Annotated in this window: 19 protein-coding genes; 12 read left to right on the plus strand and 7 right to left on the minus strand. The window is 46.6% G+C overall.

The window, feature by feature from the left end; all coding sequences use genetic code 11:
• The first annotated feature begins 359 nt into the window (after nt 1-359).
• From gspG to ACLSU7_RS04275, 12 genes are all read left to right on the plus strand, one after another.
• Nucleotides 360-764, plus strand: a complete 405-nt coding sequence (gene gspG / locus ACLSU7_RS04220) for a type II secretion system major pseudopilin GspG (RefSeq protein ID WP_181606975.1) — start codon at nt 360-362, stop codon at nt 762-764.
• A 2-nt stretch (nt 765-766) separates the two neighbouring features.
• A complete protein-coding gene (locus ACLSU7_RS04225) occupies nt 767-1,363 on the plus strand; it encodes a Tfp pilus assembly protein FimT/FimU (protein ID WP_413294304.1) in 597 nt (198 codons plus the stop codon).
• Entirely contained in the window at nt 1,360-1,869 is a 510-nt protein-coding gene (locus ACLSU7_RS04230; protein ID WP_142699904.1) for a prepilin-type N-terminal cleavage/methylation domain-containing protein, read from the plus strand. Before ACLSU7_RS04225 ends, ACLSU7_RS04230 begins: the two co-directional genes overlap by 4 nt.
• A complete protein-coding gene (locus ACLSU7_RS04235) occupies nt 1,869-2,768 on the plus strand; it encodes a type II secretion system protein GspJ (protein WP_413294305.1) in 900 nt (299 codons plus the stop codon). The genes ACLSU7_RS04230 and ACLSU7_RS04235 overlap by 1 nt, the downstream gene beginning before the upstream one ends.
• Nucleotides 2,768-4,030 carry a general secretion pathway protein GspK gene (locus tag ACLSU7_RS04240; protein WP_413294306.1) on the plus strand — a complete coding sequence of 421 codons (1,263 nt, stop codon included), beginning with the start codon at nt 2,768-2,770 and terminating at the stop codon, nt 4,028-4,030. Before ACLSU7_RS04235 ends, ACLSU7_RS04240 begins: the two co-directional genes overlap by 1 nt.
• Nucleotides 4,031-4,124: 94 nt before the next feature.
• Nucleotides 4,125-5,795: a pilus assembly protein PilM gene (gene pilM / locus ACLSU7_RS04245; RefSeq protein WP_413294307.1), complete on the plus strand. Its 1,671-nt coding sequence runs from the start codon at nt 4,125-4,127 to the stop codon at nt 5,793-5,795.
• Nucleotides 5,792-6,481: a hypothetical protein gene (locus ACLSU7_RS04250; RefSeq protein ID WP_413294308.1), complete on the plus strand. Its 690-nt coding sequence runs from the start codon at nt 5,792-5,794 to the stop codon at nt 6,479-6,481. The genes pilM and ACLSU7_RS04250 overlap by 4 nt, the downstream gene beginning before the upstream one ends.
• Complete coding sequence (gene gspN / locus ACLSU7_RS04255; protein WP_413294309.1) at nt 6,481-7,446, plus strand: type II secretion system protein GspN; 966 nt, start codon at nt 6,481-6,483, stop codon at nt 7,444-7,446. Before ACLSU7_RS04250 ends, gspN begins: the two co-directional genes overlap by 1 nt.
• Before the next feature lie 164 nt (nt 7,447-7,610).
• Nucleotides 7,611-8,048: a single-stranded DNA-binding protein gene (locus tag ACLSU7_RS04260; protein ID WP_088614342.1), complete on the plus strand. Its 438-nt coding sequence runs from the start codon at nt 7,611-7,613 to the stop codon at nt 8,046-8,048.
• 752 nt (nt 8,049-8,800) lie between these two features.
• Entirely contained in the window at nt 8,801-9,217 is a 417-nt protein-coding gene (locus tag ACLSU7_RS04265) for a hypothetical protein (protein WP_413294310.1), read from the plus strand.
• Entirely contained in the window at nt 9,214-10,173 is a 960-nt protein-coding gene (locus ACLSU7_RS04270) for a hypothetical protein (RefSeq protein WP_413294311.1), read from the plus strand. The genes ACLSU7_RS04265 and ACLSU7_RS04270 overlap by 4 nt, the downstream gene beginning before the upstream one ends.
• Before the next feature lie 158 nt (nt 10,174-10,331).
• Nucleotides 10,332-11,216, plus strand: a complete 885-nt coding sequence (locus tag ACLSU7_RS04275) for a S1 family peptidase (protein WP_413294312.1) — start codon at nt 10,332-10,334, stop codon at nt 11,214-11,216.
• Here ACLSU7_RS04275 and ACLSU7_RS04280 read toward each other — a convergent pair.
• The 7 genes from ACLSU7_RS04280 to mutL all read right to left on the minus strand — a co-directional run bounded on the left by ACLSU7_RS04280 (nt 11,176) and on the right by mutL (nt 20,723).
• The gene (locus tag ACLSU7_RS04280) at nt 11,176-13,782 is read right to left on the minus strand and encodes an ATP-binding protein (protein WP_413294313.1); all 2,607 of its coding nucleotides are present in this window, start codon (nt 13,780-13,782) and stop codon (nt 11,176-11,178) included. The two genes, ACLSU7_RS04275 and ACLSU7_RS04280, sit on opposite strands and share 41 nt — an antisense overlap.
• Entirely contained in the window at nt 13,769-15,982 is a 2,214-nt protein-coding gene (locus ACLSU7_RS04285; protein WP_413294314.1) for a RelA/SpoT family protein, read from the minus strand. The genes ACLSU7_RS04280 and ACLSU7_RS04285 overlap by 14 nt, the downstream gene beginning before the upstream one ends.
• 101 nt (nt 15,983-16,083) lie before the next feature.
• On the minus strand, nt 16,084-16,323 hold the full coding sequence (gene rpoZ / locus ACLSU7_RS04290; RefSeq protein WP_413294315.1) for a DNA-directed RNA polymerase subunit omega: 240 nt from the start codon (nt 16,321-16,323) through the stop codon (nt 16,084-16,086).
• Nucleotides 16,324-16,374: 51 nt separating this feature from the next.
• A complete protein-coding gene (gmk, locus tag ACLSU7_RS04295; protein ID WP_413294316.1) occupies nt 16,375-16,932 on the minus strand; it encodes a guanylate kinase in 558 nt (185 codons plus the stop codon).
• Nucleotide 16,933: 1 nt separating this feature from the next.
• Nucleotides 16,934-17,815, minus strand: a complete 882-nt coding sequence (locus ACLSU7_RS04300; RefSeq protein WP_413294317.1) for a YicC/YloC family endoribonuclease — start codon at nt 17,813-17,815, stop codon at nt 16,934-16,936.
• Nucleotides 17,812-18,780: a tRNA (adenosine(37)-N6)-dimethylallyltransferase MiaA gene (gene miaA / locus ACLSU7_RS04305; RefSeq protein WP_413294318.1), complete on the minus strand. Its 969-nt coding sequence runs from the start codon at nt 18,778-18,780 to the stop codon at nt 17,812-17,814. Before miaA ends, ACLSU7_RS04300 begins: the two co-directional genes overlap by 4 nt.
• A complete protein-coding gene (mutL, locus tag ACLSU7_RS04310; RefSeq protein WP_413294320.1) occupies nt 18,780-20,723 on the minus strand; it encodes a DNA mismatch repair endonuclease MutL in 1,944 nt (647 codons plus the stop codon). Before mutL ends, miaA begins: the two co-directional genes overlap by 1 nt.
• Between the last annotated feature and the right edge of the window lie 7 nt (nt 20,724-20,730).

Below are 20,730 nucleotides of genomic sequence, written 5' to 3' on the forward strand. Positions count from 1 at the left end.
AATTTAACAAAATGGCGTATCTTGTTGTTTCGATTCTGAATTGGCGCATTCTTTTGTCTTGTTGTCTGAAAACTTCTTCTCCGTTTGGTGTTGGGGAGGAAGGCTCGCGTCCGAGTTCCGCAGGCCATTCTGAAACACTCGAAGCCAAAAACAAAAATCGAGCCACACCAAACCAAAATAACCAAACAGAAAAAACGAGCGAGGACTGTCCGAGGTAAGCGAGCCTTCCTCCCCAACACCAAACGGAGGACCGAATTCTTGTAAGACAACAAGACAAAAGAATGTGCCAAGTCAGAACCGAAGCTTTACCGTGATGTCGGTTTCTGTTATGATTTCTAACTGTTAACAAGGAGTTTCGAATGTTCATTAGCAATCGCAAGGGTATGACTTTGATCGAGATCATGATCGTACTTGCTATCATCGCCGGTATCTCAGCTCTTCTACTTCCTCGTATGCAAGGGGCTACAGACAAAGCAAAAGTTAAAGAAACGAAGATCCACATGGGTCAGCTTTCTAATGCTTTGCAAATGTACTACACAGATTGCAACAAGTATCCGCAAACGTTAGAAGGTCTAACTAAAGCAGATCCTAATTGCAGCAACTGGGGTCCAGAACCATACATCAAAGTTATCAAAGACCGTTGGGATCACGAATATGTTTACGAAGTAAACGGTGGCGAATACCACTTGAAGTCTTTGGGTAAAGATGGTCGCGAAGGCGGCTCTGGTTACGACACTGACATCACGTTGGAAGATTTGAACTAATCGTGAATCGCAGGGGCTTCACCCTCATTGAGGTGATGATCGTTCTAGCAATTATCGCTGGATTGGTTGTTATCGGAGCCCCTCGTCTGTTTAAGAAACAGACCAATATCAGAGCGACAACTCGTCAATTCATGTCTCTGACTAAAACCGTGCGCAACAAAGCACGTATCTATAACTCCACTTACCGCTTGGTTTTAAATCTGGATGGCGACAACGCCGGTACTTATTGGGTCGAAAGAGCCAATGGCCCTATTCCTGTTGATCCTGATGCCGCGGAAAAAGAGCGCGAAAGACAAAAGAATAAATCCAAAGACGATGAAGCTCCACCGCCTAAGTATGCGATAGATACTTCGGTCTTAAAAAAGGAAGCCCATCTTCCCGATGGATTCCGCTTCACGCAAGTTGAAACATCCTCTGCTAAGGAGCCCATTACTACGGGAGCCGCTTACATTCACTTTTTCGCCGAAGGCTTTGTTGAAGCCGCTGCCGTGCAGATTTCCGGCGGAAATAATTTGGTTTGGACACTTGTTTTTAATCCTTTAACGGGTCAAGCTGATATCATAGAGAAAGCTCAGTCGTTAAAGGATATTCAGCGGTGAAAAATAAAGGCTTCACATTGATCGAGACCGTGCTGGCACTGGTCATCCTCTCTTCAGGTTTAGTTCTGTTAGCGAACTCCTGGGGCGGAAGCTTTATGTTCGTGCGCAAGGCGCAATTCGCCACCGAAGTCACCGCCCTTCTAGAACGCAAAATGGCCGAGATCGAAATTGAATACACCGGCAAATCCTTAGATTCCATTCCTGAAGAAAAAGAAGACGATTTTGGTTCTGAATTTCCGCAGTACTCGTGGAAAATGGAATCCAAAGAGTTTGAAGTCCCTGATATCTCTGCAACCCTCACTGCCCGTGATGGCGGAGCGGATGAGATGTCTTTGACCTTGATGAAAACACTGACTCAGCATCTTTCAAAATCCATCAAAGAAGTTAAAGTTACTGTTTTCTATAAAGGTGGCAAAAAACCGATGAACTTTTCTGCCACTCAATACTTTGTCGATTATGACCGCGAAATTCCAATGCCGGGAGTTCCTGGCGGGGCCGGTCAATAATGAAAAAACTCAATCGCGGTTTTACTTTGATTGAAATGATGATCACGATCTCGATCTTGAGCGTGATGATCATCCTGGTAGCCCAGTCCATTCAGCAGAGTATTAAAATGAAAACCAAGGTGACGACACAAATCGACGAAGTCTCTCACCTGCGCGATGCGGTTCGCCTGATTCAAAAAGACATCAACCTTGCGTATCACTATCGTGATGTTGAAAAAGAGATTGCCGAACTGTTAGCTAAAAAAAGCAATCAGAACCAAGGGCAATTCAACCCAGGCTTGGGCCAACCCGGTTTTGTAAATCCGAACATGGGCCAACAGCCCAGCGCTTTTCAACAGCAGCAACAAAATCGCGAAGTTCCCCGCAAAGATCCCGAAACTCAATTTATCGGCAATGCTGAGACTTTGAATTTTGTGACGATGAATAACGCCCGCACCGTTCGTAATACACAACAAGCAGACTTTATCGAAGTCGGTTACGAACTAAAAGAATGCAAAAGCCTGGATCCCAATGGGGGCACTTCAAAATGCGTTTGGCGCAGATCATCCCCCTGGGTGGATTTAGATGTGACGAAAGGCGGAACCGAAACGGTTCTGCTGGAAAATGTCTCTGAATTTAAATTCCGCTATATGGGTAAGGGAAAACAGGACTGGGTCACTGACTGGAGAACCGATCAAGCGGGGGATGGCGCGACCAAAGGAAAATTCCCTCAAGCGGTGGAGCTTTCTGTCACCGTCACGAAAAAAGCTGGCGGCAAGGATCGCAAATACTCAATGCAAGTCATCGTTCCGATTCACTTCACGAACAACCCTGATGACTCCGCAACTGGCCAAGCCCAACAACAGGGGCAACAGCAACAAGGCCAACAACAGCAGCAGCAACCGGGAGGGTTTCAATAATGAATATTCTTAAACCCCTTCGCAACAGACGTGGTATGGCCCTGATCGTAGTCACCGCCTGCTTGATGTTCATCATGTACTTTGCAACCGAACTGGTTTCTGAAACTCGAATCGAGTACGAAGTGAACTCTGCGGGACTTAACCGAATCAAAGCCTATTATGCTGCAAAATCCGGAATGCAGCTCGCCCTTTTGCGCGTAAAAATCTATCAGCAAGCGCAAAGTAAATTTGGCGCCCAGCTTGGCAGCAACAGTCCTCTCCTCAATATGATCTGGCAGTTCCCGTTTGCATGGCCTTTGCCAGTGCCCGACGAACTGACTGCGATCGACAAAGATGCCTTTAAAAAGTTAACCAAAGAATCTGCCATGGATGCGAGTTACATCACGACGATCGAAGACGAAGGCTCCAAAATTGATATCAATGACTTAACCTCCCCGTCCGAAACTTTGCGTAAAGTCACCAAACAACAGATCTTAAATATCTTCCAACAAAAAATGAAGGAAGATGAAGCCTGGGGCCGTGAACATTCGAATACGAATTTCGAAAAGATCGTGAACAACATCGCTGACTACATGAGTGACAAAGCCACATCTGCCAACGGCGGTGACAAGCGCGCCAATTACGCGAACTTAAATTCCGAAGCGCAATCAGATTATTTCCCACCAAACCGCGCCTTCCGCACTCTCTCAGAACTTCATTTCGTGCCTGAGATGACAGATGACCTTTTTGAGCTGATCGAGCCACGTATTACGATTTACGGCATGAAGGGCATCAACCCTAATATCGCGAGCAAAGAAGTTTTGAAATCCTTGGATCCGGGTATGACGGAAGAAGTTGTCGCGGAAATTATCAAACGCCGTGATGATCAAAACCAAGGGGGTCCGTTTAAGGATGCCGCTGACTTTTGGAATTTCGTGCAATCCAAGAACGCTCGTCTTGAAGGAAAAACCGACGAAATTCCTTTAGTGTTTGATTCTGTTTTCAATTTCCGCATTCGCAGCACCGGCGAGTTTGCACGCTCAACGAGTGAGATCACTGTCATTACGATGGATTTCAATAAGACTGTCGCAAAAATCAAAGACTACGTGGATAAAGACAAAAAAGCTCAAAATCCCAACGCCAATGACCCGAACGATCCTGCCAATCAAAACAAAGGACAGATCGGTCAAGGCAATCAGGGAAATCAGAGTGGCAATCAACAGCAAAAAGCCGACCCCATCTCCAAAGGCCCTCCTCGCATAGTTTATTGGTCAGAAAGATAGCCCTTGGTCGAGTCCCTCGACTGAGGAAAGATTTTACTTAAGTCCAAAGGCAACATATACTTAGACCATTATCTCGTTCATGGAGGAACGGTCTTTGAAATCACTTGGTATCGACATCGGGTCAAGCAGCATTAAAGTTGTCGAAATGCAATCAACGACGAAGGGCTTTCAAGTCGTTCAGTTCTTTGAGCATGTTCTAAGCACCAACCCTCAAAGTGATTCTGAGTTGGAGATCATCGAATATCTTCGTGATCTGCTTCCTCGATATGATCACTCGCAAACCCGCTTTATCCTAGGTCTTCGCCAGGATCGAGTGGCGATTCGCAATAAATTTTTCCCCTTTAGTGATCGTATTAAAATTTTTAAAAGCTTGGCTTTTGAACTTGAAGAAGATCTTCCCTTCTCGTCTGATAATGCGGTCTTTGATGCAAAAGTTATCCGTACTGTCGGCGGTGGCGCAGAAGTTCTGGCTTGTGCAGCACCTAAAATTCATGTTCAAAATCTGGTAGATCGCGCTAAAGACATCGGCGTGGAACCTTACTTGATTTCCACAGAGGGCGCAGCCTTCAGCAATATTTTTGAGCGTTGGAATGAAGCTCCCCCGACTCAAATCAGCACTCCGCAAAACTATGACATCACCGAATACAAACCTCTACGCCATATCCGTCTGGTTTTGAATATCGGTCATACCCGCACTCTGGTTTGTGCTGTCGAAGGCAGTTCAGTGATCGGCATCCGCTCTTTATTGTGGGGCGGAAAAAATATCGCTGAAGCTATTGCTAAGAAATATGAAATTCCTTACGTCGAGGCTTTGCGCGAACTTCAAACGAAAGCCTTTATCCTGACGAATAAACAAGGTGCTACTTTTGACCAAGTGACGTTCTCGGAGACGATTGCAAAATGCGTTCGCGAAATGACTCGTGATCTGCAGCTTTCGATTTTAGAAATCAAATCCGAGTTCAATGTTGAAATCATGAACATCGGTTTAACGGGCGGCACTTCACAAATTCAAAACTTGGGCCCTTTCATGACTCAGGCTTTGGAAATTCCGGCGAACCGCTTGGCAATTCTAGATACAATTCCAAATGTGGCTTTTGAACGCTCGCAAGCGAACTCTGCGAAATTGGGTGTGGCGATTGGTCTGGCCATTGAAGGTTTCAAAAAGCCTCGCAATCCTCCGATCAATTTCCTTCGGGGTGAATTTGCCCGTCAGAATCACCAATTCAAAGCTATCTGGGAAAAATGGGGTCACACTGCGAAACTTGCCACGGCGGCTTTGCTGGTGCTTTTCGTTTACTCGTACTTGCGCGAAGACTTTGCTTTAAGTCTTGCCGACCGCTCTCAGGAAGTTTTGAAAACTCAGGCTAAAAACGTGGCAAACCTAAAAGGCAGAAATGCCTCTGAAGCCGGGATCAAAAAATACATCCGCGACAATAAAAAACGTGCCTCTGATTTGAAAACTTTGGCGAGTGTCGCGAACATGAACTCGGCCTTAGATATCATGAAAAAAGTCACGGATGCAGCGCCTGCGAAAAATGCCGTCACACTGGATGTGCGCACGTTCAACATCCGTGATGCTCATGTGATTCTGGAAGGCTACGTAAACAACCCACAACAATTAAGTCTGCTGCAAAAATCTCTCTCAAACATCACAGCTGATGGCCAAATTAAGAGCCAAACGCCGACTCTGGGAGCACTTCCAGGACGCCAGGCCTTCTCCTTTAGCTTTAACGTAGACCGCGGTATTCAGAAGGTGACGAGATGAATTTAGAAGATTTAAAAGACAAGTTATCGACTGAGCTTCGCGCCACTTGGGATCGCATCCAGGAAAGTGGCACGTACAACCAAATGCGCGACCGTTATGAAAACATGACGCCGGCCATGCAGCAGTTGACGATGTATGGCGGTATTGCCGTTGTGACTTTGATGGTTCTGTCTGTACCTTATGGTTATTTCATGGGTTCCTCCGAAGCCGTGGGAGAATTTGAAGGCAAGCGTATGACGATTCGCGAGCTTTTAAAAGTTTCTCGTGAAGCGGCAGAAGTTCCAGCGATTCCCCCTGCTCCTTCGATGGATATGCTGCGTGCGAACATTGATTCCACGATCAAGGGCGCGAATCTTTTGCCTGAACAAATCAAAGGCACACAAACGACAATGGGATCGAATTTGATTCCTTCAAATTTGAGTGAAGGTGGTTTGCAGATTCAGCTCGCAAAACTAAATCTGCGCCAGGTTGTGGATATCGGATATAAGTTCAGCAACATTTCACCGAGTGTTAAAATGAGTGACATGGTCATGACGGCAAACCGTGAAGACAATCGTTACTTTGACGTGGTTTATAAGCTGGTAGCCTTGGCAGTCCCGGCTCCCCCAGTGATCCAGGCTGAGCCAGAGACTCCGAAAAAAGGTTTCAATCGTAACAGAAAATCCAGAGCGGAATCGGAAGAGTAATGGAAAATATCTCTAAGTTTTTCAAATGGCTTAAAGAAAACAAAGGAAAACTCTTTGTGATGGTGGTTTCGGCCTTCATCTTTCTTTTCGTCCTTTTCCCTTTTGATGACTTAAGTGACTTGATTTCATCTCAAGTAGCAAAGGTTACGAACAACGCGGTTTATGTTCAGTTTGACCGTTTGAAAATGAGTTTGATTCCGCAACCGGGCGTGCAAATGGATCACGTGTATATCGAATCCATCCGCACCCCTGCTCTTTCCGCGCAAGAGCTTGTCATCACACCCTCCATCACAGGGCTGATTCAGCAAAAACCTTACGGTTCCGTTTCGGCAAAAGGTCTTTTGAAAGGCGACGTGAATGTTTCCATTGGTAAAGGCAATCGCAGTGACAACGGCGTTGAAAGACACCGCATCGAAGTGAGTGCTAAGAAAGTCGCTTTGAATGACATCCGTGAGTTTGCAAATCTTCCGGTGCTTTTAAAAGGTCAGCTCAATTTAGAAACAACGGCTTTGGCGGACTTAACTTTCCAAGAGCAACCGGATGTGGAAATCAATCTGACGATCAATCAGTTTGAACTTCCACCGGCGAATGTAAACACTCCCATGGGTCCATTGACAGTGCCTGAATTAAAATTGAGTTCTATTGAGCTTAAAGGCCGTTTGGCAGCGGGAAGACTTGTCATCGAAAGTGGCACCATTGGTAAGCCGGGTGACGAGCTTCAAGGGACGGTTAAGGGCGATATCGGTCTTACGATCGTGAATCGCGGTGGTGCCTTCGGCCAACAGATCGGCGCCTACAACTTTGATATCGATTTGCGCGCGAAAAAGAGCTTTCAAGACAAGGCCGGTTTGTTCCTGACTTTCATTGATAACTTCAAGTCCCCGACGGCAGACGGCGCCCAGTATAAGTTCAAACTTTCAGCATCAAATCCTATGATGCCTCCAAGCTTTGGCGCTGCGCGGTAGTCCGCAGCCCAAGCCCTCCTTCATCTCTTATTCAATTAATCTGACACAGAGCTGTGCTTAAATGTTGCTCAGCTCCAAATCCAAATAAATTAAGGGAGTTGTCGACTGTTGACATAGCTCCCGATCTGACAAAAAACCATAGTGTTTAATATTTTGGAGGGACAATGTCTGGAGTAAATAAAGTTATTATCGTAGGTCGTCTTGGTGCTGATCCAGAAGTGAAAGCAATCGGAAGTGGGAGCACTGTAGCTCGCCTTAACATCGCAACAAGCGAATCATGGGTTAAAGACGGTCAACGTCAGGAAAAAACTGAATGGCACCGTGTAACTGTATGGGGCAAATTGGCAGAAATCTGCGGCAAGCACCTTTCTAAAGGTCGCCAAGTTTACGTTGAAGGTAAACTTCAAACACGCTCATGGGAAGACCAACAAGGACAAAAGCGCTACGCTACGGAAATCGTGGCTAACACTGTTCAATTCCTTGGTGCTGCTGGCGCAGAAAGCTCTTCTCGTTCATCTAATTCAGGTGGCGGCGATGACTTTAACTTCAATGACTTCGGTCCTGAACCTAGTTTCAATTCAAACGACGAAATTCCTTTCTAGGATTTCACTCGTTGTTTTACGGTACGGGCTTTTCCCTGTGTGGGAGAGCCCTGTTCCGCTCACCCGGCCTTCCAGGCCTTGCCGGGCTTGGGTACCGCATCCTGCGGGCCCGGAGGTTCGCTCCACAGGGCTCTCCCACACAGGGAAAATCCCGACGCAAATTTCTTCTTAAAATCCTAGAAATGAATTCCGCCGTTTGAACCTGCGCGACGTTTGTACTTTCATTCGCTTCATTTAAACCGATCTATCTCCCTGGATTCGAAGAGCGCTCAAGCAAAGATGGCTGTCGCTATTTAAGTAGTCTCCATTGAAATCGCAGTTCCCCCCGTTTCCGAGCGAGCGGAGAAAAAGAGACAACCTAAACACGAAACTTCGTGGTTCCTCCTCTCTCTCCCCGAAAGAAGAACCTCGGACATGAGAAATTGAATCGCTACTGCGATTCAATTTCGAAGACGAGATATGTCGCCTCTCAAACAAAAAGGGTTCGCGAGGTTGAACTTGTTCAACCGGCGGGAGGGAGGCTGACTTGGGCGCTGGGGCCTGCCTCCTGCGCATGCAGCGACCTCCGTGGGCGCCACGATGGCGCGCACTCGCCGCAGGCGAGCCACGGCTGAGCCCGGATGGCGTGTCGCGGAATGCGCAGGAGGCAGGACACGGCGACCAAGGCAGTCTCCCTCCCGCCGGTTGGGCGAAGGCCTAGATTGTCGAAGCCCTTTTTGTGTTTCCCCTCCCCGAACTTTATACTTTTAGATATGAAGTCAGCAGCTTTGATTGTTATTTCTTTAATGTTTCTCGAAGGTTGTTCGGTTTATAGATCCGAGGGGCGTAACCAGTTTGAGGCAGCGGCTCCTTCGAAAATCAAAGGGGCTTCTTTTGTCCCTTCTTCTTCTTCCGAAATTTATTCTCTGACGGGTTGTAAAAATCAGGGTCCACTTGAGACTTGGTTTAATGATGAATTTCCTCGTGCGAACTATGAGCTCGTGGTGATGGAAAATGATTTGGAGATTTGGCGCACCACTCGTCCTGGGACTGTGGAAGTGAAAGCTATTCAGCGCGGTGATAAAAATGTTCAAGCGTGTTCTTATGAGTTTTCAAGTCTTGCGGTTTGGGATCTTTATAAAGAGCAGTTTGTGCGCGAACTTGAAAACAACTTGATGATCAGCGAATGAAAAAATCCTTAACTCTGCTTTGCCTTAGCTTTATTTTCAGTTTTTCTGCCCTGGCGGCGGAAGTGACGGCTGTTAAAAATGGCAAAGTCATGGTGAACCTGCAAGGCGCTGAAGTTCATGCGGGTGATGAATTCTTTTTGATCGACTCTGCCACTCACAAAAAAATCGGAATCATTCGTATCAAACAAACGAAAAATGATCGCGCCGTCGCGGATGTTATCAAAGGCCGTGGTGCGACAGGCAACACTCTGCAGGCGAAAGCTTCAAGCGCAGGAACATCGGCTGCTCAAACCAAAGCCGCTGCGAAATCAGATACCTCTCGTCAGCAAGAAACCTTGAGCCGCGCCACGACTCCGGATGAAGAAGCTTCCGCCTTTGATAAAGCTCGCGACATGAGCTTTCTAAGAACACTTAAAAACTCCTACGGCTTTTTAGGTCAGTACGGTATGGACAGCATGAAGCCCACGATCAAAGAAAATCCTGCCATCAATCCTGCAGAACAACCCGAGCTTAAGGGCACGGGGTTGGGCGCTGGTGGATTTTATGAGTGGGTTCTTACTCGCAATATCACTTTGCGCGGTCTGGGAATGCTTGAGCAATACAACGTGACAGGGCAAACCAGCAAAAACGTGGGTTGCAAAGGCACCACAAATTGTAGCGCCAATATCACTTACCTTTCGGGTTATGCCCTTGCAAAATACTACTTCACCACAAATCAAATCCGCACCTGGGCTGGTTTAGGTGGAGGCTTTTTGATTGCGATGTCAAAATCGGCCACGGCTTTGGATGAAAACCAAATTGCGACCAATCAGGTTTTAACGGTTTCTGCTGGTGGTGAGTATCAACTGAACCGCAAAAACTTTATTCCTTTTAGTGTGGAGTATGTGTACTTCCCACCTTCTGATACCGTCACTGCGAGCGCGATCTTATTCCGCGTGGGCTACGGCTGGCAGTAATTTCATGACTGTCTAATGTATGAACAAACTATTTCAACCGTGAGATTCCACGCACTTACCTCCGTGACTCGACGGCTGTTTGTTTGGATCTTCATTAAGTTCTGAAAATACTTTGATTTAAGCACCTCTTCCCTCAAGAAATCTTGTATAACGTCTTCATGAAAAAACATTTCGACTTTTTAATTTTGGCGATGGCGACGGCATTGGCGATAACAACGACGTTAACTGCTTGCGGTCCCGGCTCCGAGGATTCTTCTTTAAGCCTTAATGCCAATGACTCTTCCGGCGTCATCAATGGAACCAAGGTGACGGCTCGTCGTGATGATGGCTCGCGTGGTGTCGTCCTATTTCAACCTGTGAATAGTATTGGCATGGCGACCGGCATCTGTACCGCAACTCTGCTAAGTGACCACAGCTTTCTGACTGCTGCTCACTGTTTTGATAAAAAGAAAACTCCTTCGCTTTCCAGATTTAAGATCATTTTCGCAAACGAAAAAGGACTTTTCACCGACCGCGAGCACCAGCGCTCAGGATCGCAGATCGTAATCCATCCTCAATTTCGTAAAACCAAAGTGGGTCTCCTGAACGACGTGGCGGTGGGCTTTTTCGAAGGCGGCATACCCGCGGGCTTTGAACCAATCGAAATCGAGCGCGATCAAAATAAAAACTATCAGAATCAATTCTTAAATATCTTTGGCTATGGAAAAACCAAAGACTCTGCAGAAATTTTCGCTATCGGTTATGGCAGCGCCGGAGAGTTGCGTAAGGCGGTTGTAAAATTAAATGGGGCTTATGGTCTTATGCAAGATCGCTATGCAATTTTAAGTAACGGCAATACACAGTTTATCTGCAGTGGTGATTCGGGATCAGGCCAATTCGTCAACGTGAATGGGGTTCCGCGCTTGATCGGGGTGACATCCTCTGTGACTGGTATAAAGAAATTCGCGGGTCACGTCAGTTGCACGCAAGGTCGCTCCACCGCAATGAAGGTTTCGTATTTTGCTAAATGGATAGATGAGGTGCATGAGGCAGCCAGACGATAAATTTCGTCTGCTCTGATTCACTGTCCAAAAAGAATTTTCCATTGTGTGACTGGATGATGCCCATACTAATACTGAGCCCCAGTCCCACACCTTTACCCACTTCTTTCGTGGTAAAAAACGGCTGCATGATTTTCTCTCTCAGTTCCATCGGAACGCCGGGCCCTGAATCCGTCACACTGATTTCAATGCCACCCGCATGGTAAGAGGCATCGATACGCACCTTCTTAACAGGTGCCGCCGCCACAGCATCAAAGGCATTGTTTAAAAGATTCAAAAGCACCTGAGAAATTTGATAAGGCCGACATTTTACTGTCAGTCCCGGCTCAACCGAAGCCGTCAACTGTATTTCATTCAGCTTAAATTTCTCGTGGCAAAATGCCAGTGTGTCATCAATGATCATCGCGATTTCAACTTCTTCCATATCATCCATGACGGATTCATGGGCGTAACTGCGAAGGCCGCGAACAATTTTAGCAATTCTTCCCACCATGGATTCCACGGAATCAATACGGCGATTGATATCAACATCATCACCCATGCCTTTTTGACCCAGGTTTTTTCGAAGCATGCTTAAATAGCCACCGATCACAGCCAAGGGATTATTGATTTCATGCGCGATACCAGCTGCCATTTCACCCAATGTCGCTAAACGCGAAGACACCAGGATTTTTTCCTCGCGCTCCTTTAACAGGCGCTCACGCTCTTTACGTTGGGTGATATCTTCCGCAATAACCAGATAACCGTTGATCTCGCCCTGATCATTCGTCACCCGGTGCAAAGACAGCGCCATATGAAAGTGCTTACCCGATTTAGAAACGAACGTGCGCTCAAAACCCGGGTGAGCCCCTGTTTCGAAAAGAGCTTCCAAATACACGTCACCGGAAGCCAGGGATTTTTGCAGCTGAGCTTCCATGCGTCCCCGATGCATCATCAGTTCGGAATACTCACCCAGTAAAAAAACCGGCTTTCCGACCAACTCGCTCTCGGTATATCCCAAAAGATCTTCTGCGGCTTTATTAATACTGGAAACGTTACCGTACTTATCAAGCTGCAACATCAACAGCGAAATACTGTCACGCCCCGCTTTATGCCAGTCGAAAGAGTCCTTCATGCGACGTTCAGATTCGCGTGAGCGCGTATAAAAAACCAAACTGATCGCAAGAAGTAACGAAACACTGATACCAAAAATCCCCACGACGCCTGGAAGGTAGGAGGAATTTTTCTGTACAATCTCGGGCTTGGGAGTGACGGTGAAAACCCAATTTGCATTCAAAGCTTGATAGACGACGGTGTTACCCCAGTCGCGCATGTAAATCAGACCGGCATCACCCGTCTTTAAAAACTCGTGGCCGTCGTCGTCTTTGATTTCTACAAAATATCCTGGAGCGACCGCCGCCTCTGCGAAAAACACATCCGCTTCCAGCGCCACACTTATCAACCCGATAAAATCATCACCGCGAAAAACCGGATAGTACAAAACAACGCCATCACCTCCCGTGATTAAGGGAATCACATCAGAAATGGCCGGCTTACGAGTTTTAAGTATCTGCTCAATAGCGCCTTCAGATCCACGCTGGCGAGTCATTTTCATACCGACAACACGGTCCGCGTTGTTATTTACGGGATAAACCCACTTTGCGACTAAATCTTTTTCCGCCCAGATGATGCGGCGGACACCTTTAAAATCGGAGGAGTAAATTTCGGCATCAATCTCCCAGGCTTGACGGCTGTGGTAGTCATTTAAAACAAAGCGCTGGGACATGCGGCCCAGGGATCTTGTCAGAGGCGTAAAGATATTGTCGAAATTTTCCAAAATTGCCGTGGTACGAATCTCTGTAATCGAGCGGGTTTTCTGATAGTCCTTGATATACAAGAGCTGCATCAACCCCATCGTCGTAAAAATACCTGCTGTTAAGACATAAAACGGAGCAAACCGTCGGCGGTGGGACCCCAGTCGTCCCATGCGCACCCATAGTTGCACCATCAAGGCAAAAGACAAAATCAAAACACAAATGGCCGAGTGCAAAGCCATGCGCGCAAAACTTCCCCAACCATATTGGGAATTAATATTAAAAATGTACCCCGCAACTCCGACCAATCCCAAGCATGAAGCGGTTGCCGCACAACTCACGCGCACGAACTGACTTAGCAAGGAACTTTTATTAAAGAAAAGTGCGAGTCCCAAAAGAAAAAGCGCCGTGCAAGTACTTGCCGCAATTCGCCCAGGATACAGTGTCAAGGGATCCACGAAGTAAGGAACAAAGAGCGAATCAATTCCATAATTCACGCCCAAAGGATATTGAGAAAAAATCAGAGCCGAGAAGAAAAGCACAATCCCCGCGCAGACTCGCCCGGTTTTATAGTAATCGCGATCCGAAAAAAGAATGCCGATACAGAGAAAGCAAAGAAGAAAAGCCGTATTAAATGACATGGGTATCGCCGTCGGTCCAAAGCGAACCGCACCGGGATATTGCAGAATCCACCCCATCATCACAATCACAGAGACGATCAAAACGCCAAACGCCAGAAAGTTGTGAAATTTGGGAAGGTATTTACTGAATGACACGCGTGACACCGATAATGCCTTTGATTTTTTGAATCTCGTAAATCGCCTGGTTTAATTGTAAGGCATCCTTTACTGAGACTTCAAAATTACAAACGGCTTTCTTATCCTTTGTCGTGCGGATTTGCGCGGACTGAATATTGATCCCCTGCTGGGCAAAGGCCTCGGACATGGATTTTAACAATCCCGGATTGTCTTGAGAGATGATTTTCAGGCGCACAATACGCTCCTGCCCTTCACCTGCCACTTTAACATTCCAAGCGACATCCACTTTACGAAGCTGATCAAATTCAAAAGCTTTACTGCAATCACTGCGATGAATGGTGATACCGCGACCCCGGCTGATAAAGCCCACGATCGGATCACCTGGAATCGGATGACAGCATTTAGCATAGTGCACCAGCATGTCATCCATTCCATCCACGGAAACCAGAGAATTGGTTTTACGCGTTTTATGAGTCGCCGCACGCATGACTCTTTCCATGAAAGTCGAGTCTTCGGTTTTTGCGGCTTCTTTGGCGATATTTTCTGGTGAAAGTCTTTCCACCAGAACACGTGTTTCAAGTTTTCCGTAACCCACAGTCACGTAAAGCTCTTCCACATCTTTCAAACCAAAATCTTTTAAATATTGTTCAAATGCCGGGCCCTTCAGATATTTCACGGCAGCCATACCGAATTTGCGGAATTCTTTTTCCACCAACTCTTTACCCAGCAAGATGGAGCGACGACGCTGCTCTTCTTTAACGAAGGCGCGAATTTTCGCTTTGGCTTTGTTGGTCACAACGAACTTCAACCAATCTTTTGACGGCTCTTGTCCTTTGCCTGTGATGATCTCTACTGTGTCCCCGTTGGTCAATTGATGCTTCAAAGGCACCATCTTGCCATTCACGCGAGCACCCACACATTTGTTACCCAGCTCCGTATGAACCGCGTAAGCAAAGTCGACCGGTGTTGCACCCTCTGGGAATTCACGCACTTCACCTGTGGGAGTGAAAACGTAAATTTCCGTTTCAAATAAATCGGTTTTAACTGTATCCAAGAATTCGTCGGGACTGCGCACTTGTTGATGCCACGAAACCAGATCACGCAACCAGTTCGCCTGTTGCATTTCATCGGATTCCATTTTCCCGCGCTCTTTGTATTTCCAATGAGCCGCGATCCCCATTTCGGCGATCAAATGCATCTCACTGGTACGAATTTGAATTTCAATTCGTTCACCACCCGGTCCCACCACCGTCGTATGCAGCGACTGATAGTTATTGGTTTTCGGCATGGCGATGAAGTCTTTAAAACGACCGGGAACAGGCTTCCACAGGGAATGCACCAATCCCAAAGCTGCGTAACACTCTGCTACGCTTTCAACAATCACACGGAAAGCAAGAACGTCATAAACCTGATCGTAATCAAGGTTACGACTTTGCATTTTGCGATAAACGGACCATAAGTGCTTTGAACGTCCATAGACTTCGAATTTGAAGCCCACTTTACTCAACTCTTTAGAAATCAAATGCTTCACGTCCTCGATATATCGATTCTGTTCAGCTTCGGTTTTCTTCACCTGTTGAATCAGTTCGTAATACATGTCCGGGCGATAGTATCTGAAGCACAAATCTTCCAGCTCAATTTTCAGAGCACTGATACCCATACGACCCGCAAGCGGACAGTAAATTTCCAAAGTTTCGAGCGCGATCTTTTCCTGCTTATCAAATGGCATAAAATTCAACGTGCGCATGTTGTGCAAGCGATCGGCTAATTTCACCAAAACGACTCGTACGTCTTTACCCATCGCCACGATCATCTTGCGAATGTTCTCGCCTTGTTTTTCGTGGGAGTTTTTGAATTTCATCTGACCAATTTTAGTCACGCCATCAACTAAGTGCGCGACCGCATCACCAAACTCACGGCGGATGTCCTCGAGTGTGGCATCGGTGTCTTCGACGGTGTCGTGCAGAAGACCTGTGGCAATTGTATCTAAATCAAGACGGAGATCTGCAAGAATGGCAGCAACAGAAAGTGGATGAGAAATATACGGCTCACCACTGCGACGGATTTGACCCTCGTGATGTTTCTCGGAAAAGTAGTATGCTTTTTCAATGAATTTAAGATCCGCATTCGGCCAGTAGCTGCGAATGCGATTAAGAAGATCATCAACTGTTTTGACTGGTTTATGAGAGAGACCAGTCTCTTTTTGGGGTTCCGCCATATTCTAGTCAGTTTACCTGACAAGAATATGGGCTCCAAATAGATTCGCTTTATAATCGGAATTTATTAGTATTTTTAGGAACTTAGGACCTTCGTCCTAGACTATTTATTCAAGTCTTTTTCGATCTGAAGAAGAGCTTCTTTAGGATCCATTGCCACTTCATATCCTACGTTACCGATTGCAACTTCGCGAAGTGCAGATACGATGTATTTGTTTGAACGAGTGGAAACTGTCGCTTCAGCACCTTTAAGAAGTTGCTTCGCTCTTTTAGCAACCATCAACACAAGAGCAAATCTGTTAGGAACTTTTTCCAAGCAATCTTCAACGGTTACACGAGCCATTTAATGCCTCCGGGCGCAAATAATTCATCGATTCAAACGAGGAAATTACCCTTAAGCTAGTAACTTTTCAATGATTTTCTTAAATTCGGCATAGGAATGCTCGAAGTTGTCGTTCACGATCTGGAAGTCGAACTTAGAAGCTTCGGCGATCTCTTTTTCCGCATTGGCCATGCGAACTTCGATATCGGCAGGCATGCCCCCGTCCCTTTTCTCAATCCTACGACGCAGCTCGTTAATGGAGGGCGGCAGAATAAAGATGGTCTTAGCATCAGGATACTTGGATTTAAATGTTTGCACACCCTGGATGTCGATATCCATGATCGCGCATTTTCCAGCTTTCCAAGTGGATTCCAGGGACTCGTAGGACGTTCCGTAGAAATTAGTGTGAACCTTCGCCCACTCCACAAAAAAGCCCTGTTCGATTTTCTGTTTGAACTCATCGTGAGAGATAAAGTGGTACTGAAGACCGTCTTTCTCCCCTTTGCGAATGTTGCGAGTCGTAAACGTGACGATGTCCACGAGCTGTGGAAGCTCTTCAATCGCCTTTGCTACGAAACTACTTTTTCCTGCGCCGCTGGGAGCAGCGACAATAATCATTCGCGTTTTCATACTATTGAACGTTTTGAACCTGTTCTCTTAATCTTTCGATGAGCGTTTTCGCTTGTACCACGCTTTGAGTGATCTTGGCTACTTGAGACTTTGAACCAATTGTATTCACCTCACGCAGCAATTCCTGAGTGTAAAAATCAAGTTTTTTACCTTCAGCTTCCTGGGAAGCGATCAATTGGCGATAGTTCTTAATATGCTCACTTAAGCGGCTCAACTCCTCGTTGATATCGGCTTTCTCAAGCTGAATCACGATTTCCTGAGACAAACGAGCGGGATCGATTTCGTTCCCCTTCATACGGGAGCGAATCTTAGTTTCATATCTTTCCTGAAGTTGCGCATTGGCTTCCTCACGAAGATCAGTAATGACTTTGATCTCTTTATCCAAAGCCACCAAAAGCTTTTCCAGGTCTTTACGCAGGGATTTCCCTTCGCGCACGCGCTCTTTATCGCAATTCGCACAAGCTTCTGCGAAAGCCTTTTTCAGAACTTTTTCTTCACCGGTGAAAAGCTCATAGCTTTCTTCGACCTTGATCACATCCGGTAAGCGCGCCATTGCCTCCAAGTGAACCTGGAAAGGAATGCCCATTCCTTTTGCAAGGTGCTTGTAAGCAGTGACGTACTTTTTAACCAAAGCATCGTTCACTGTCATTTGTGCTTTACCCGAAGCGGAGGCTTTGACTTTACGGGAAACAAAAATGTCGACAGTTCCGCGAGACAAAGAAGCGCCTAAAGTTTTCTTAAGCTCCCCTTCAAAGGCTACGAATTCACGCGGCAAATGAAAGCGCGTTTCCAAAAAACGTCCGTTTACAGCACGAATGCTTACTTCCACAGAAACATCTTTTGATTGAACTTTCGCAGTTCCGTAACCAGTCATACTTTTCATATATTTCCATTCTTGTCGGGAGCACTGTTTGTGGTCAAAGAGTTCAGGAATTTCTCGACCACTCCCCGTGCTTCTAAATAACCTCTGGCTCCATCGAACCACTGAATATCTTTGTCTCTTTGGAACCAGGTTTTTTGGCGCTTCGCCAGCTGCCGAGTATTTGTCGTGATTTGTTCTAAAAGTTCATCCTCGTTGATGTGGCCCTTAATGAATTCGATGGTTTCTTTATAACCAACGCTGCTCATCGGAGCCCACCCCTCCAAACCTTGGTCGAGGAGTTTTTCAACCTCGTCAATCAGTCCGTCTTTCAACATTTTGTGAGTGCGCAGAGCGATGCGTTCGCGCAGTTTATCGCGCTCCCACTCCGGACCGATTTTCAATAGCGGATATGCAAAGGGTTCTTTGGATTCATCGAACTCTTTTTGAATTTGGGTGACACCTTTTCCTTGAGTTCGGATCAATTCAATCCCGCGACCGATACGGTAGTGATCAGCGATGTTTATTTTCGTCGCGTACTCAGGATCTACATTTCTAAGTTCAGCATGAAGTCGTTCAGCGCCACCGGGTTCCGCCATTTCTCTGGCAACCTGAGCCTTCATTTCTTCTGAAACTTCAGTCACCGGGTACATGCCTTTTTCGATGGCCATAAAATAAAAACCAGTGCCCCCGACAACAAAGGCGGGAACGCCATCAGGGAGACTGCTCATCACTTGCGCAAAATCGCGACAGTAACTTCCAGCGGTACTTTCATTCGGAGAATCGACGTAACTGACCAGATAATGGGGAACAAGCTGAAGCTCTTCGGCTGTAGGTTTTGCGGCACCGATTTGAACTTTGGTATAACACTGAACTGAATCGCAGTTGATGATGACGCCCTTGAATTCCTGCGCAAGCTTAAGCGCCCACTCGCTTTTGCCAGTGGCGGTTGAACCTACAACGAAAATGACGGGCTTGTTTTTGTTCATCAAACGATTCGTCCAAAGTCCTTTTCAAGTTTATAGAAAGGGTATTCCACACTCACCGGTCGTCCATGAGGACAGAAACTTGAGAGTGGGAAGTGATCCATTTCACGCAAAAGATTTTTCATTTGATCGATACTCAAGGCTTGTCCCGCACGCACCACCGAGTGACACGCCATCGTGGCACAGATATCGCCCACGGCTCTTTCCAAAGAATAGCTGCCACCTTGATCCACCACTTCCGTGGCCATGCGATCGAGGACTTTTCCTAAAACAGATTCCTTGATGAACAAAGGAGCTGCTTTAACACCCACAGTGCCAGGCCCCAAAGCTTCAATGAAAACTCCCAGGCGTTCGATGTCTTTGGCCAGCAACAAAAGGCCTTCGACTTTTTCCGGAGACATATCAATTGCCAGAGGGAAAAGGAAATCTTGAATATCAATCTTTCCACCCTTCCAGGCATTCATCAGTTTTTCGTAGGCGACTCGTTCGTGGGCCGCATGCTGGTCTACGAAGACCATTTTATCGCGATGTTGAGTCACGATGTATGTGAGGTTTGCTTGCCCTAAAACTTCCAATGAAGACCAATAACCGCCACTCACTGGAGCCACTGCTTCAATGTTTGTCGCGGAAGCAGTGTCGTTCTTGGGAGGCATTTCGAAGTTCTGACGAGACTCTGCAGCCTCGGCCAGAGTTTGATAACTCATTTGCGGCTGTTGCACCGAGGTCGTTGGGAAACTGAAATCTTTTTTCTGAAACTGCGTGGTTTTGAAAGTGGAATCCTGAAATGCCAGATTTTCTTTTGGCATTTCTGACTGAGTCGTCACTCCGCTTTTTTCAGTGGCTGCATTCACTGCGAAGTTTGGCAGACTTTTCGCGGAAGGATAAGTCGCAGCGGGATCAGAGTAATCCACGGCTCCCTTTTCTCCAGCGAACTGTGCCTGAGAACGAAGCTGACCACTTTGCTGAATCCACGGAGCTTTTTCCAAGGTGCCACGCAAAGCGCCGGCCACAGCACGAAATGCCAATGAAGGATCATGGAATTTTACTTGGGATTTTGTCGGGTGAATATTTACGTCAATGTATTCAGGATCGGTTTCCACCCATACCGCTGCAATCGGAAATTCCCCGTGCATCAAAAGACTGCGGTAGGCTTCGTTCACAGCGGCTTGCAGGCTGCGATCCTGAACCCAACGATTTTGCGCGAACAACCAGATATTTTTTGCGGTCTTTGCCACATTATGAGGATCTGCGAAAACAGCATAGGCCTTTACATATTCGCGTGAGGCTTCACCGACGAACAGAGGCTTGATTTCAAGAATTTGTTCCGCGCGCTCTTTGCGGTCTTTGCAAGCGGGCCAGAAATTCACAAGCTTGCTGTTTTCCTGAATACGGAATTCCACATCGTGATGAGCGAGCGCCATTGCTTTCAAGGTTGTTTTGATGGCTGTGTGCTCGGCAGAATCTGATTTCAAGAATTTCAAACGAGCTGGCATGTTCTCAAAAAGATTTTCCATCAGCACAGTGGTACCCTGGGAACCACCCACGCGATCAATCGGTTGTTTTTTGCCGTACAAGCTCACCAGCTGGAAAGCTTGCTCGTCGCCTTCACGTCGGGTGGTCAAAGTCATTTTACTGACCGAGGAAATACTCGCCAAAGCTTCGCCACGAAAGCCGAAAGTTTTTAAACTCCACAGATCATCTGATTTTGAAATTTTACTGGTCGCAAAACGATCTAAAGCTTTCGGCAAATCTTCAGGAGACATGCCCTTCCCGTTGTCGATCACTTTAACAATGCGACCGCCATCAAAAAATTCCACATGCACGCGAGTCGCACCTGCATCGATAGAATTTTCAACAAGCTCTTTAACAAGATGAGCAGGACGCTCGACCACCTCGCCCGCGGCAATTTGGTCGACAACTTCCGGAGATAAAACTTGAATAGACATGGCCGAA

It is taken from the genome of Bdellovibrio sp. HCB185ZH, assembly GCF_047302455.1.
GTDB lineage: Bacteria > Bdellovibrionota > Bdellovibrionia > Bdellovibrionales > Bdellovibrionaceae > Bdellovibrio.

Coding starts and splice junctions, on each gene's coding strand:
- gspG (WP_181606975.1), top strand. CDS start 360: ATGTTCATTAGCAATCGCAAGGGTATGACTTTGATCGAGATCATGATC.
- ACLSU7_RS04235 (WP_413294305.1), top strand. CDS start 1,869: ATGAAAAAACTCAATCGCGGTTTTACTTTGATTGAAATGATGATCACG.
- ACLSU7_RS04240 (WP_413294306.1), top strand. CDS start 2,768: ATGAATATTCTTAAACCCCTTCGCAACAGACGTGGTATGGCCCTGATC.
- ACLSU7_RS04250 (WP_413294308.1), top strand. CDS start 5,792: ATGAATTTAGAAGATTTAAAAGACAAGTTATCGACTGAGCTTCGCGCC.
- gspN (WP_413294309.1), top strand. CDS start 6,481: ATGGAAAATATCTCTAAGTTTTTCAAATGGCTTAAAGAAAACAAAGGA.
- ACLSU7_RS04260 (WP_088614342.1), top strand. CDS start 7,611: ATGTCTGGAGTAAATAAAGTTATTATCGTAGGTCGTCTTGGTGCTGAT.
- ACLSU7_RS04265 (WP_413294310.1), top strand. CDS start 8,801: ATGAAGTCAGCAGCTTTGATTGTTATTTCTTTAATGTTTCTCGAAGGT.
- ACLSU7_RS04270 (WP_413294311.1), top strand. CDS start 9,214: ATGAAAAAATCCTTAACTCTGCTTTGCCTTAGCTTTATTTTCAGTTTT.
- ACLSU7_RS04275 (WP_413294312.1), top strand. CDS start 10,332: ATGAAAAAACATTTCGACTTTTTAATTTTGGCGATGGCGACGGCATTG.
- ACLSU7_RS04285 (WP_413294314.1), bottom strand. CDS start 15,982: ATGGCGGAACCCCAAAAAGAGACTGGTCTCTCTCATAAACCAGTCAAA.
- rpoZ (WP_413294315.1), bottom strand. CDS start 16,323: ATGGCTCGTGTAACCGTTGAAGATTGCTTGGAAAAAGTTCCTAACAGA.
- gmk (WP_413294316.1), bottom strand. CDS start 16,932: ATGAAAACGCGAATGATTATTGTCGCTGCTCCCAGCGGCGCAGGAAAA.
- ACLSU7_RS04300 (WP_413294317.1), bottom strand. CDS start 17,815: ATGAAAAGTATGACTGGTTACGGAACTGCGAAAGTTCAATCAAAAGAT.
- miaA (WP_413294318.1), bottom strand. CDS start 18,780: ATGAACAAAAACAAGCCCGTCATTTTCGTTGTAGGTTCAACCGCCACT.
- mutL (WP_413294320.1), bottom strand. CDS start 20,723: ATGTCTATTCAAGTTTTATCTCCGGAAGTTGTCGACCAAATTGCCGCG.